The organism is Streptomyces crystallinus, assembly GCF_039521265.1.
In the GTDB taxonomy this organism is placed as follows: Bacteria; Actinomycetota; Actinomycetes; order Streptomycetales; family Streptomycetaceae; genus Streptomyces; species Streptomyces crystallinus.
The window spans coordinates 61,585-73,991 of record NZ_BAAACA010000041.1; the positions used below are offsets into that span (position 1 = coordinate 61,585).

12 protein-coding genes are annotated in these 12,407 nt (G+C 72.6%); 10 read left to right on the forward strand and 2 right to left on the reverse strand.

The features are described 5' to 3' along the window. The 3 genes from ABD236_RS28840 to ABD236_RS28850 all read left to right on the forward strand — a co-directional run. Nucleotides 1–1,297 (forward strand): peptidase C39 family protein (locus ABD236_RS28840; RefSeq protein ID WP_344078598.1); only part of this gene is annotated, 1,297 nt, incomplete at its 5' end. Nucleotides 1,298–1,425: 128 nt separating this feature from the next. Continuing rightward, nucleotides 1,426–1,587 carry an SCO1431 family membrane protein gene (locus tag ABD236_RS28845; protein WP_344078600.1) on the forward strand — a complete coding sequence of 54 codons (162 nt, stop codon included), beginning with the start codon at nt 1,426–1,428 and terminating at the stop codon, nt 1,585–1,587. A 114-nt stretch (nt 1,588–1,701) separates the two neighbouring features. Continuing rightward, the gene (locus tag ABD236_RS28850) at nt 1,702–2,319 is read left to right on the forward strand and encodes a TetR/AcrR family transcriptional regulator (RefSeq protein WP_344078602.1); all 618 of its coding nucleotides are present in this window, start codon (nt 1,702–1,704) and stop codon (nt 2,317–2,319) included. Nucleotides 2,320–2,385: 66 nt separating this feature from the next. On the opposite strand, the gene ABD236_RS28855 is transcribed toward ABD236_RS28850, so the two are convergent. After that, complete coding sequence (locus ABD236_RS28855) at nt 2,386–3,639, reverse strand: glycoside hydrolase family 18 protein (protein ID WP_344078604.1); 1,254 nt, start codon at nt 3,637–3,639, stop codon at nt 2,386–2,388. Between the two features lie 338 nt (nt 3,640–3,977). Here ABD236_RS28855 and ABD236_RS28860 point away from each other — a divergent pair, with 338 nt between their 5' ends. The 3 genes from ABD236_RS28860 to ABD236_RS28870 all read left to right on the forward strand — a co-directional run bounded on the left by ABD236_RS28860 (nt 3,978) and on the right by ABD236_RS28870 (nt 7,515). Then, nucleotides 3,978–5,150: an acyl-CoA dehydrogenase family protein gene (locus tag ABD236_RS28860; protein WP_344078606.1), complete on the forward strand. Its 1,173-nt coding sequence runs from the start codon at nt 3,978–3,980 to the stop codon at nt 5,148–5,150. Between the two features lie 109 nt (nt 5,151–5,259). Further along, the gene (locus ABD236_RS28865; RefSeq protein WP_344078608.1) at nt 5,260–6,381 is read left to right on the forward strand and encodes an Rv3169 family protein; all 1,122 of its coding nucleotides are present in this window, start codon (nt 5,260–5,262) and stop codon (nt 6,379–6,381) included. 27 nt (nt 6,382–6,408) lie between these two features. Continuing rightward, complete coding sequence (locus tag ABD236_RS28870; protein ID WP_344078610.1) at nt 6,409–7,515, forward strand: phosphotransferase family protein; 1,107 nt, start codon at nt 6,409–6,411, stop codon at nt 7,513–7,515. On the opposite strand, the gene ABD236_RS28875 is transcribed toward ABD236_RS28870, so the two are convergent. After that, on the reverse strand, nt 7,512–7,952 hold the full coding sequence (locus tag ABD236_RS28875) for a hypothetical protein (protein WP_344078612.1): 441 nt from the start codon (nt 7,950–7,952) through the stop codon (nt 7,512–7,514). The genes ABD236_RS28870 and ABD236_RS28875 overlap by 4 nt on opposite strands. Before the next feature lie 203 nt (nt 7,953–8,155). On the opposite strand from ABD236_RS28875, the gene ABD236_RS28880 reads away from it, so the two are divergent. The 4 genes from ABD236_RS28880 to fxsA all read left to right on the forward strand — a co-directional run bounded on the left by ABD236_RS28880 (nt 8,156) and on the right by fxsA (nt 12,307). Continuing rightward, nucleotides 8,156–8,596 carry an Lrp/AsnC family transcriptional regulator gene (locus ABD236_RS28880; RefSeq protein ID WP_067155585.1) on the forward strand — a complete coding sequence of 147 codons (441 nt, stop codon included), beginning with the start codon at nt 8,156–8,158 and terminating at the stop codon, nt 8,594–8,596. A gap of 9 nt (nt 8,597–8,605) precedes the next feature. After that, on the forward strand, nt 8,606–10,285 hold the full coding sequence (locus ABD236_RS28885; RefSeq protein ID WP_344078615.1) for an amidohydrolase: 1,680 nt from the start codon (nt 8,606–8,608) through the stop codon (nt 10,283–10,285). 412 nt (nt 10,286–10,697) lie between these two features. Next, nucleotides 10,698–11,465 (forward strand): polyprenol monophosphomannose synthase, encoded by a 768-nt coding sequence (locus ABD236_RS28890; protein ID WP_344078617.1) that lies wholly within the window; start codon nt 10,698–10,700, stop codon nt 11,463–11,465. 263 nt (nt 11,466–11,728) lie between these two features. Then, nucleotides 11,729–12,307, forward strand: a complete 579-nt coding sequence (fxsA, locus tag ABD236_RS28895; protein WP_344078619.1) for an FxsA family membrane protein — start codon at nt 11,729–11,731, stop codon at nt 12,305–12,307. Nucleotides 12,308–12,407 lie beyond the last annotated feature (100 nt).

Consider the following 12,407-nt stretch of genomic DNA (forward strand, 5'->3'; position numbering starts at 1 on the left):
CGCCGCGGCCGCCCCGCGCGCGCGGTCCGCCGCCGGCCGGCCGTCGAAGGGCGTCCCCTCCCTGGTGGACAACCGCGCCTGGACCACGCACGCCGACTGGCGCTCGGGTGACGCCGCCGGGGTCCGGGCCGTCCCGGGCCGCCGCCCCGGCCTGGTCATCGCCCACCCGCTGGGAAGCGTCGACTACACCGACCCGCACACCCACAAGACGACGAGCTGGGAGTACGCCACCTGGACCTCGCCGGAGCACCGCTCGCCCGTCCCGGCCACCGAGGTGATCGCCCACTGGAACGCGCACACCCCCGCCGGGACCTGGCTCCAGGTAGAGCTCCTGGGCGCCTACTCCGACGCCACGGCGACGCCCGCGTACGTCATGGGCCGCTGGACGGCGGGCGACGGCGACGCCGACATCCGGCGCACCTCGCTCGACGGCCAGAGCGACGGCCGGAGCACCATCTACACGGACACCTTCTCCATCGACGACGCGGCGAGCGGGCTGCGGCTGACCTCCTACCGGCTGCGGCTGACCCTCTACCGCACCCCGGGCACCCGCCTCACCCCCACGGTCTGGCGGCTCGGCGCGATGGCCTCCGACATCCCGGACCGCTTCACGGTGCCCGCCTCGACCCCCTCGTACGCGCGCGAGCTGCTGGTCCCGCGCTACTCGCAGGAGATCCACAAGGGGCAGTACCCGCAGTACGACAACGGCGGCGAGGCCTGGTGCAGCCCCACCTCCTCGCAGATGATCGTCGAGTACTGGGGGCGCGGGCCGAGCGCCGCCGACCTCGCCTGGGTGGACCCGGCCTACGCCGACCCCCAGGTCTGCCACGCGGCCCGTTACACCTACGACTACCAGTACGGCGGCTGCGGCAACTGGCCCTTCAACGCCGCCTACGCCACCACCTACCGGGACATGGGCGCGGTGGTGACCCGGCTGCGCTCCCTCAACGACCTGGAGACGCTGATCCGGGCGGGCATCCCGGCCATCACGTCCCAGTCCTTCTTGAAGACCGAGCTGACCGGCGCCGGATACGGCACCTCCGGCCATCTGATGACCGTGATCGGCTTCACGGCCGACGGCGACGTGATCGCCAACGACCCGGCCTCGCCGAGCGACCCCGAGGTGCGCCGCGTCTATCTGCGCCGCGAGTGGGAGAACATCTGGCTGCGCACCAAGCGCTACAACGCCAGTGGCAAGGTCGTCTCCGGCAGCGGCGGGGTCTGCTATCTGTACTGGCCCACGCACCTCGACGGGCGCCGTCGCAGGGCGCTGGCCTCGGTGGGCGTGCGGGTCTGAGGGGCGGCCCGCAGGGAGTGACCAAGCTCGCCCGTGACCAACGTCTCCCCCTCAGGGGCCGGATCCCCTGGCACTCTGAAAGGGCACCCGGGGGGACCGTCCACCGCCAGACGACCGAGTGAGTTGCCATGACCCTGCACGCCACCACCGCGGACGACCCGCGCGCCCTGGCCGAGCTCCGCGCCCGCACCGGCGGCCCGGACGACGGGCCCAAGATCCTGGAGCACGTCCTGGGGTGGACCCTGGTGATCGTCCTGGCGATGCTGGTCACCCAGACCGGACTGCTGTGACCCCCGGGCCGGCCCTTCCAGCGCCGGCCCGGCACCCCCACACAGCAGCGTGAGCGCGTGTGCAGGTCTGCCATACTGCGGAGATCTAGTGGCAGTTGGAGACTAGGGCCGAATTTGAATAATAGTCAACAGCGAGGCGCGACCGAGCGATCGCAGGTCCGTCGATCCGAACTCATCGCGACGGGCCGGAAGTTGTTCGCCGACACGTCGTACGACGCCTTGTCGATGGACGACATCGCCAAGCACGCCGGGGTCGCCAAGGGCCTCATCTACTACTACTTCAAGAGCAAACGCGGCTACTACCTGGCCATCGTCGAGGACTCGGTGGCCGATCTGGTCGCGCGGGCCGCGAGCGACACCGAGCTGCCGCACGCCGACCGCGTGCACCGCACGATGGAGGGCTATCTGCTGTACGCGGAGCACCACCAGGCGGCCTACCGCACGATCGTGACCGGCGGCGTCGGCTTCGACACCCAGGTCCAGGCGATACGCGACGCCGTCCGCGAGGAGCTGATCGCCACCATCGCGGAGGGCGCCTACGGCAGACGCGAGATCCCGGTGCTCGCCCGGCTCGCGCTGCTCGGCTGGATGGGCTGTGTGGAGAGCGTGACCCTGGAGTGGCTGGCGACGCGGCAGCCCGAGCGCGCGACCGTACGCGATCTGCTGGTGCGGATGCTGCGCCGGACCATGGACACCATCGGCGAGTTCGAGCCGGGCTGTCCGTCGCCCTAGGGCCACGGACGGCGAAGGGGCGGCCGGGCCACACGGCCGGCCGCCCCTGACCCGCCCCCTCGCGGGCTACCTGATGGACTTGATCAGCTCACCGCCCGCGGTGTCGCCGCTGAGCTCCCAGAAGAAGGTGCCGCCGAGACCCTGGTCGTTCTTGTAGGCCATCTTCCCGGCGATGGTGGAGGGGGTGTCATAGCTCCACCAGTTGTTCCCGCAGTACGCGTACGCCGTGCCCGCGACCGTGCCGTTGGCCGGGCACTTGGTCTTGAGCACCTTGTAGTCGTCGATGCCCTGCTCATAGGTGCCGGACGCGGGGCCGGTGGCCGTGCCGCCCGGCGCCTTCTGGGTCACGCCGGTCCAGCCGCGCCCGTAGAAGCCGATGCCGAGCAGCAGCTTGCTCGCGGGGATGCCGAGGCCCTTCAGCTTCTGGATCGCCGCGTCCGTGTGGAAGCCCTGGGTGGGGATGCCGCTGTAGGAGGTGAGCGGGGAGTGCGGGGCCGTGGGGCCCTGCGCCGCCCAGGCGCCGAAGAAGTCGTACGTCATCGGGTTGTACCAGTCGACGTACTGGGCCGCGCCCGCGTAGTCGGCCTTCTCGATCTTGCCGCCCGCCGAGGCGTCGGCGGTGATCGCGGCGGTGACCAGGTTCGAGGAGCCGAACTTCGCCCGCAGCGCCGCCATCACGTTCTTGAAGGCCGCCCGCCCGCTGGTGTCGCAGGAGAGCCCGCAGGCGTTGGGGTACTCCCAGTCGATGTCGATGCCGTCGAAGACGTCGGCCCAGCGCGGGTCCTCGACCAGGTTGTAGCAGGAGCCGGCGAAGGCGGCCGGGTTCTTCGCCGCCTCGCCGAAGCCGCCCGACCAGGTCCAGCCGCCGAACGACCACAGGACCTTGAGCCCGGGGTGCTTCTTCTTCAGCTCGCGCAGCTGGTTGAAGCTGCCCGCCACCGGCTGGTCCCACTTGTCGGCGGTGCCGTCGACGCTGGAGGCGGCGTCATAGGTCTTCTGGTAGTCGGCGTAGGCGTCCCCGATGGCGCACTTGCCGCCGGTGACGTTGCCGAAGGCGTAGTTGATGTGGGTGAGCTTGGCGGCCGAGCCCGAGGTCTCGATGTTCTTGACGTGGTAGTTGCGCTGGTAGACGCCCCAGTCGGTGAAGTACCCGACGACCTTGGAGCCGGCCGCCGACGGGGCCCCTGCGGCGGGTTCGGGCGAGGCGGTGGCGCTGCCGGTCCCGGCGAGCAGGGTGGCGCCGAGTGCGGCGGTACACGCGGCGGCCGTGAGCGCCGTCAGCGACCTGGACCGGGCGCGTGGACGGAGTGGTCCGAGCATCGTGATCTCCTCGTGGGGGAGGGGAGCCGTTCACGGGTGCTTGACATGAACGCGGTGAATCGTTCAACCGAACCGTAGGAGGACTAGACCAGTTCCGTCAATGGTTCGGACCATGTTCGGAGCAGTTCATTCCGTAACCGTCCCAGCAGCAATCCGTGATCTTGGAACCAGTGACTCGACGCGTCCGATCGGGCATACTCACAGCGCCACAGCCACCAACCTGCGACTTCCGTGACCCGGAAGGGTAGGCATCGGCTGTCCGGCAGAGTCACCCGGCGGCGCCGCCACACCCTGCGCGCGCGACCGCCGACGCGCCCGACAGGGAGGAGAGCGCCGCCATGCCCGACCGCGCCCCGCAGCCGGTGGAACGACAGCTGCCCACCGAGGAGTCCCGGGACCTCGTCGCGCTGGTGCGCGACATCGTCCAGCGGGAGATCGCTCCGCATGCCGCCGAGCAGGAGGACGCCGGACGCTTTCCGCGTGAGGTCTTCTCGCTGCTGTCCGAGTCAGGGCTGCTCGGTCTGCCGTACGACTCCGAGTTCGGCGGCGGGGACCAGCCGTACGAGGTGTACCTCCAGGTCCTCGAAGAGCTCGCCGCCGCCCGTCTGACCGTCGGCCTCGGCGTCAGCGTCCACTCGCTCGCCTGCCACGCGCTGGCGGGGTACGGCACCAAGCAGCAGCAGGCCGACCATCTGCCCGCCATGCTCGGCGGCGGTCTGCTCGGCGCCTACTGCCTCTCCGAGCCCGCCGCGGGCTCCGACGCGGCCTCCCTGCGCACCAAGGCCGTGAGAGACGGCGACGACTGGGTCATCACCGGCACCAAGGCCTGGATCACCCACGGCGGGGTCGCCGACTTCTACACCGTCCTCGCCCGCACCGGCGCCGAGGGCTCCCGGGGCATCACCGCGTTCCTGGTCCCCGGCGACGCCGAGGGCCTGAGCGCGGCCGCCCCCGAGAAGAAAATGGGCATGAAGGGCTCGCCCACCGCCCAGCTGCACTTCGACGGCGTACGGGTACCGGACAGCAGCCGTATCGGCGAGGAGGGCCAGGGCTTCGCGATCGCGCTCTCCGCGCTGGACTCCGGCCGGCTGGGGATCGCCGCCTGCGCGATCGGCGTCGCCCAGGCCGCCCTGGACGAGGCGGTGGCGTACGCGACCGGGCGCCGGCAGTTCGGCCGGCCGATCGCCGACTTCCAGGGCCTGCGGTTCATGCTGGCCGACATGGCCACCCAGATCGAGGCGGGCCGGGCGCTGTACCTGTCGGCCGCGCGGCTGCGCGACGCTGGCCGGCCCTTCTCCAAGGAGGCCGCGATGGCGAAGCTGTTCTGCACGGACGCGGCCATGAAGGTCACCACCGACGCGGTCCAGGTGCTCGGCGGCTACGGCTACACCGCCGACTTCCCGGTCGAGCGCCTGATGCGCGAGGCCAAGGTGCTCCAGATCGTCGAGGGCACCAACCAGATCCAGCGCATGGTCGTCGCCCGCCACCTCGCGGGCCCCGAGACCCGCTGACGCTTCGACCGGACCGGGGTGCGCGGATCCGCGCACCCCGGCTCCTGGGGGCTTGTTTTTCACGGCATCTGACGTACCGTCAACTTCCCTGTCGTCCAGGAGGTTCGCCGTGTCCCAGGACCGTCCGATCGCGCTCGACGAATACCCGATCCACCAGGTCCCGCTCTCCCTCAAACACGTCGCCACCGGCGACCGCAACGCCTATGACCGCTGTATCTTCCACGTCTTCGACCACCGCGGCCGGGCGCTGCTGATCGCCGGGCTGGGTGTCTACCCCAACACCGGCGTCATCGACGCCTACGCCACCCTGCGCCTCGGCGACCGGCTGCACGCCGTGCGCGCCAGCGACGCGCTCACCGACGACCGGATGAACCTCTCGGTGGGCCCGCTGCGCATCACCGTCGACGAGCCGCTGCGCCGCCTCACCCTGCACTGCGCCGCCGACCCGGCCGACCCGGACTCGCTCTCGTACGAGATCACCTGGCAGGCCGGCTTCCCCGCCCTCTGGGAGCCGCACCACGTACAGCGCCGGGGCGACCGCCTCACCCTCGAAGGGCGCCGCTTCGTCCAGGCCGGCCACTGCACCGGCGCCCTGCGCGTCGAAGGCGAGGAGATCGCGCTCGCACCGGGGGAGTGGACCGGCACCCGGGACCGCAGCTGGGGCGTGCGCCCCATCCCCGGCGAGAGCGACGGGCGCGCGGACGAGCAGCGGCCCGAGGGGTTCCACTGGCTCTGGGTGCCGGTCCGCTTCGACGACCGCTTCCTGATGGTGATCGCCCAGGAGGACGCCGACGGCTACCGCACCCTCAACGAGGCCGTCCTGGTCCGCGAGGGGCACCCGGACACCCAACTCGGCTGGCCCCAGGCCGACATCGCCTACCGCTCCGGCACCCGCCACCCCGAGCGCGCGGTGATCCACCTCACCGACGCCACCCGCAAGCCGCTGGAGCTCGGCGTCGAGGTGCTCGCCTCCTCGCCGCTGGCGGTCGGCGCCGGATATCCGCCGGCCGACGACTGGCAGCACGGCACCTGGCAGGGGCGCGGCTGGAGCGACCGCCGGGTCTACGACCTCTCCGATCCGGCCGCCCACCCGATGGCCGCCTACGGCGTCACCGACCACGCCGCCCGCTTCACCCTCGACGGGCGGACCGGCTACGGGATCTTCGAGCACGGCAGCTTCGGCCGCCACGACCCCAGCGGCTTCACCACGTACACCTCCGTCGCGCCCTGAGAGCCGTCTTCGAGAAGGGACCCGCCCATGGCCACGGCACCACGCCCCCGCACCACCACGCGCGACCCCCAGGAGCTCGGCCGCAGGCTCACCGGCTGGCTCGACGCACGGCTGCCCGGCGCCCGCGTCACCGGCGTCGAGGTGCCCGCGTCCAACGGCATGTCCAGCGAGACCCTGCTCTTCGGCCTCGACCACCCGGACGCGCCGGTACGCGCCTGCGCGCTGCGGCTCGCCGCCGACCCCGCCGCGTACACCGTCTTCCCCGTCTACGACATGGCCCGCCAGCACCGGGTGATGCGGCTGGTCGCCGAGCACACCGACGTCCCCGTGCCCCGGGTGCTGTGGCTGGAGGAGGACCCCACCGCGCTCGGCGCCCCGTTCTTCGTGATGGAGCGCGCCGAGGGGCGCGTACCGCCCGACGTCATGCCCTACACGTACGAGGGGAACTGGCTGCACTCCGCGAGCGACGCCGAGCGGGCGCGCCTGGAGGACGCCACCGTCGCGGTGCTCGCCCGGCTGCACGACCGCTTCCCGGCCGACGAGGCCGCGTTCCTGCTGCCGCAGGGCATGGGCTCACCGCTGCGCCGCCATGTGGAGGCCCAACGGGCCTACTACGCCTGGGTGGTGGACGGCCTGCCGCGCTCCCCGCTCATCGAGTCCGCGTTCGACTGGCTCGACGCGCACTGGCCCGCCGACGAGGGCCCCTCGGTGCTCTGCTGGGGCGACGCGCGCATCGGCAACATCGTCTACGACGGGTTCGAGCCCGCGGCCGTGCTCGACTGGGAGATGGCGGCGCTCGGCCCGCGCGAACTCGACCTCGGCTGGACCGTCTATCTGCACCGCTTCTTCCAGGACCTGACGGTGAGTTTCGGCCAAGTGGGCCTGCCCGGCTTCCTGACGCGGGACCACATCGAGGCGCGCTACGCCGAGTTGACCGGCCACACGCCCCGCGCGATGGAGTTCCACACGCTCTACGCCGCACTGCGGCACGCGGTCGTGATGCTCAGGATCGCCTACCGGCAGCTGCACTTCGGCGAGGCCCGGGCCCCCGAGGACCCGGACACGCTGATCCTGCACCGGGCCAGCCTGGAGGCGATGGTGCGGGGAACGTACTGGAGCCGGGTGACCTGCTAGGCGGCGCGGCGCATCTGCGGCACCCGCAGCGGGCGCGAACCCGGGCCGCCGACGTGCGAGAAGGGCTGGGTGCGCCAGTCGAGGCCCTGGGGGAGCGTCAGGAGCAGCGCGGTGTCCTGCTCCTGGACGTCCTTGGAGGTGTCGGCGGGCCTGCTCTGGGACGCCGGGCGGCCGGTCCCGGCGCACACGGTCAGGACGAACGGGTTCCAGGGGCTCGGGCACAGCGCGTGCTCCGGCAGCGCCGTCTCGTCCGCGAGCAGCGCGATCGGCTGGGCGCAGTCCGGGCAGATCACCCGGTACATCTCGAAGGTGTCGTAGGCGTCCGCCGGCTCGTCGTCGGAGAACTCGTCCTCGACCGTGTGATCGACGGGCTCCGGATCGGTGCGCTCGTCGTTGCGTTCATTCGGCACACGTCCGCCGCGCTTCATGTTCTGCATTGGGATTCTCCCCCTCGGGTGGGCCGGCAAGGCGCCGTCGCCGCGACCACAGCAAGCAATTCCCGCCATGTCGCGCCCGTAACCGCGCGGGCCCCCGGGAGGACGTCACAAACCTGTGGCATTCGTCACATGCCCGCCGCAGGTGCCCCTTCCGGTTGCCGCCGACTGTGCCGGAGGGGACCTGGGGGAATAGGTTGATCCGCATGGAGGAGCTGGACCGTCAGATCGTCGATCTGCTCGTCAAGGACGGGCGGATGAGCTACACCGACCTGGGCAAGGCCACGGGCCTGTCCACCTCGGCGGTGCACCAGCGGGTACGCCGGCTGGAGCAGCGCGGAGTCATCCGCGGCTATGTCGCCGTCGTGGACCCCGAGGCGGTGGGGCTGCCGCTGACCGCGTTCATCTCGGTCAAGCCCTTCGACCCGAGCGCCCCCGACGACATCGCCGAACGGCTGGCCGACGTGCCGGAGATAGAGGCGTGCCACAGCGTCGCGGGCGACGAGAACTACATCCTCAAGGTGCGCGTGGCCACTCCGCTGGAGCTGGAGCACCTGCTGACCCGCATCCGCTCGCTGGCCGGCGTCTCCACCCGGACGACCGTCGTCCTCTCCACCCCGTACGAGGCACGGCCGCCGCGTATCTAGGCTGTTCCCATGAGTTCCGAGAGCGCCGCCGCCCTTCCGGCCCGAACCGTCGCCCCGCTGCCCGCCGCCGAGCCCGACCACCGCACCGTGCTGCTGCGCGGCGGGGAGGTGCACAGCCCCGCCGACCCCTTCGCCACGGCGATGGTCGTCGAGCGCGGCCATGTCGCCTGGGTCGGCTCCGAGGGCGCCGCCGACGCCTTCGCCTCCGGCGTGGACGAGGTGATCGACCTCGAAGGGGCCCTGGTCACCCCGGCGTTCACCGATGCGCATGTGCACACCACGGCCACCGGTCTGGCGCTCACCGGCCTCGACCTGTCGTCGGCGCGCACCCGCGCCGAGGCCCTGGCGGCGGTACGGGAGTACGCCGCCTCCCGCCCCGGCGACGACGTGCTCCTCGGCCACGGCTGGGACGCGGCGCGCTGGCCCGAGCGGACCCCGCCGAGCCGTGCCGAGCTCGACGAGGCCACCGGCGGGCGCCCGCTCTACCTGCCCCGCATCGACGTCCACTCGGCCGTCGCCACCACCGCGCTCCTGGCCCGGGTCCCGGGCGTGACCGGCCTCGACGGCTACCACCCGGACGCCCCGCTCACCGGCGCCGCCCACCACGCGGTGCGCGCCGCCGCCCACGCGGCGATCACCCCGCACCAGCGCGAGGAGGCCCAGCGGGCCGCGCTGCGCCGGGCGGCCTCCCTCGGCATCGGCACCCTGCACGAGTGCGGCGGCCCCGAGATCTCCGACGAGGACGACTTCACCTCGCTCCTCGAGCTGGCCCGCCAGGAGGCCGGGCCGCGCGTCTTCGGCTACTGGGCCGAGAAGGTCACCGGCCCCAAGGACGCCGATCGCATCCGCGAACTCGGCGCGCTCGGCGCGGCCGGCGACCTCTTCGTCGACGGCGCCCTCGGCTCGCACACCGCCTGTCTGCACGAGCCGTACGCCGACGCCCCGCACACCGGCACCGCCCACCTGGACGCGGCCGACGTCGCCGCCCATGTGGCCGCCTGCACCGAGGCCGGGCTCCAGGCCGGGTTCCACGCCATCGGGGACGCCGCCGTCAGCGCGGTCGTCGACGGGGTGCGGGCCGCCGCCGCCAAGGTGGGCCTGGCCCGGATCCGCGCCGCCCGCCACCGCGTCGAGCACGCCGAGATGCTCACCCCTGAGACCGTCGCCGCCTTCGCCGAGCTCGGCCTCACCGCCTCCGTGCAGCCCGCCTTCGACGCGCTGTGGGGCGGCGAGGACGGCATGTACGCCCAGCGGCTGGGCGCCGAGCGGGCCCGCACCCTGAACCCGTACGCGGCCCTGCTGCGCGCCGGGGTGCCGCTCGCCTTCGGCTCCGACTCCCCGGTCACCCCGCTCGACCCCTGGGGCACCGTCCGCGCCGCCGCCTTCCACCGCACCCCCGAGCACCGGGTCTCGGCCCGGGCCGCCTTCACCGCCCACACCCGGGGCGGCTGGCGGGCCATCGGCCGGGACGACGCGGGCACCCTGGTGCCGGGCGCGCCCGCGGACTACGCGGTGTGGCGCACCGACGAGCTCGTGGTGCAGGCGCCGGACGACCGGGTGGCCCGCTGGTCGACCGACCCCCGCTCGGGCACGCCCGGACTGCCGGACCTCAGCCCGGGGGCCACGCTGCCGGTCTGTCTGCGCACGGTGGTGTTCGGACAAACGGTCTTCGTCCGGCCGAACGAGTGACGTAAGGGCGTTCCGTACGCCCGTCAGGCTGCCCCCGCGGCGCCGCCGCCACCTGCGGATCTTCCTCGCTGACCTGCTGGTTTCGGCCGACGCCGCAGGTCAAACGACTGTTGACAGAGAGCGGCCGGGGCCCGGTAGGTTCTGCCGGGTCCACCGCAGGACGTCCGGCCGACAGAAGGTTTCTGCCGCCCCGGGGGTCCCCCCTGCTCCACGGGAGCTCGGGGCAGGGTGCGACCCGGATGGGGCCCGGACGTTCAGTAGACAACGGCTCCAGGCAGCCCGCAGCCAGCGGGTCCCAGGCCGGCCCGAAGGGCGCCGGGCCCCCATTCCGACACCCCGGGACCTCGCGGTGCGGCAGTGCCCCGACCGCTCGCTATGGTGGTGCCCTGCGTACGGACAATAAGGGGCAGCAGTGAACGACGGCGGTCAGAGGCGATACGGCCCGCTCGGCAGAGCCTTGGTGATCATCCCGACCTACAACGAGGCGGAGAACATCAAGCCGATCGTCTCCCGCGTCAGGGAGTCGGTCCCCGAGGCCCACGTCCTGATCGCCGACGACAACAGCCCCGACGGCACCGGCAAGCTCGCCGACGAGCTGGCCGCCGAGGACGACCACGTCCACGTCCTGCACCGCAAGGGCAAGGAGGGCCTCGGCGCCGCCTATCTCGCGGGCTTCCGCTGGGGCGTGGACGAGGGCTACGGCGTCCTGGTCGAGATGGACGCCGACGGCTCCCACCAGCCCGAGGAGCTGCCCCGGCTGCTCACCGCGCTCAAGGGCGCCGACCTGGTCCTCGGCTCGCGCTGGGTGCCGGGCGGCCGGGTGGTGAACTGGCCCAAGAGCCGCGAGTTCATCTCCCGTGGCGGCTCCACGTACTCCCGGCTGCTGCTCGGCGTGGACATCCGCGACGTCACCGGCGGCTTCCGGGCCTTCCGCCGCGAGACCCTCGAAGGCCTCGGCCTGGACGAGGTGGCCTCGCAGGGCTACTGCTTCCAGGTCGACCTGGCCCGCCGCGCCGTGGCCGCCGGCTACCACGTGGTGGAGGTGCCCATCACCTTCGTCGAGCGGGAGCGCGGCGACTCCAAGATGAGCAACGACATCATCGTCGAGGCGCTGTGGCGGGTCACCGCCTGGGGCGTCGGCTCACGCGCCAACAAGCTCCTGGGCCGCAAGCCGTCCTGACCGGGCGCCCGCGTGTTCGCCGTCCGCTGACGGACGGATCGGATCCCTTAGAGCCTGTCTTTGAACCCCCGTCGTTCGCCCGCAGGGCGGGCGCAGCGGCGGTCGGTGCGTGCGCTCGGCGTGCGGTGGTGCAGGTCATGTGGCGGAGCCACCTGTCCTGGGCCACCGTGCGGCGAGGGTGCGTGCCGGGCGTCGGGGCGCAGACGGGGGTTCAAAGACAGGCTCTTATGCCGTCCTGTCATGCTCCCAGGCACACTGGGAGCATGACGACCGGCACCCCGCCCTCCGCCCCGCCCAAGCGCTCCCGTGCGCGCACCCTCGTCCCGCTGGGGATCGCCGCCTGGCTCCTCGCGGAGATCTGGCTGCTGATCACGGTGGCGAGCGCCGCCGGGGGAGTGACCGTGCTGGCCCTGCTGGTCGGCGGCGCGGTGCTCGGCGGATATGTGATCAAGCGGGCCGGGCGCCGGGCCTTCCGGAACCTCACGGAAACGCTTCAGCAGCAGCAGTACGGGGCGGCGGGCCCGGTCGCCGGGCCGCAGCCCGGCAGTGAGGGCAACACCTTCACGATGCTCGGCGGTCTGCTCCTGATGGTCCCGGGGCTGCTCTCGGACGTGCTGGGCCTGCTCTGCCTGGTGCCGCCGGTGCGCAAGGCGCTCGGCAGGTACGCGGAGCGCTCGCTGGAGAAGCGGATGCGCGCCGCCCGGCCCGGCAGCCTGGGCGACGCCTTCCAGCAGGCCCGGATGCACCAGCCGGACGGCAAGGTGGTCCAGGGCGAGGTCGTCCGGGACGACCGGCACCCGCGGCAGGACGAGCGGGAGCCGCGCCCGCCGCTGACCCACTGAGGTCCGTTCCGCTCGGCGGCACCCTCGCGCTCAAGTTCCGCCGAGCCGCACGGGAGCGAGCCGAACGGGGCCATACCGCAAAAGCAGAGGGCCGGTCACA

Excerpts from the sequence above, each read along its gene's own strand:
- ABD236_RS28845 (WP_344078600.1), top strand. The coding sequence starts at position 1,426 with ATGACCCTGCACGCCACCACCGCGGACGACCCGCGCGCCCTGGCCGAG.
- ABD236_RS28855 (WP_344078604.1), bottom strand. The coding sequence starts at position 3,639 with ATGCTCGGACCACTCCGTCCACGCGCCCGGTCCAGGTCGCTGACGGCG.
- ABD236_RS28860 (WP_344078606.1), top strand. The coding sequence starts at position 3,978 with ATGCCCGACCGCGCCCCGCAGCCGGTGGAACGACAGCTGCCCACCGAG.
- ABD236_RS28870 (WP_344078610.1), top strand. The coding sequence starts at position 6,409 with ATGGCCACGGCACCACGCCCCCGCACCACCACGCGCGACCCCCAGGAG.
- ABD236_RS28875 (WP_344078612.1), bottom strand. The coding sequence starts at position 7,952 with ATGCAGAACATGAAGCGCGGCGGACGTGTGCCGAATGAACGCAACGAC.
- ABD236_RS28880 (WP_067155585.1), top strand. The coding sequence starts at position 8,156 with ATGGAGGAGCTGGACCGTCAGATCGTCGATCTGCTCGTCAAGGACGGG.
- ABD236_RS28885 (WP_344078615.1), top strand. The coding sequence starts at position 8,606 with ATGAGTTCCGAGAGCGCCGCCGCCCTTCCGGCCCGAACCGTCGCCCCG.
- fxsA (WP_344078619.1), top strand. The coding sequence starts at position 11,729 with ATGACGACCGGCACCCCGCCCTCCGCCCCGCCCAAGCGCTCCCGTGCG.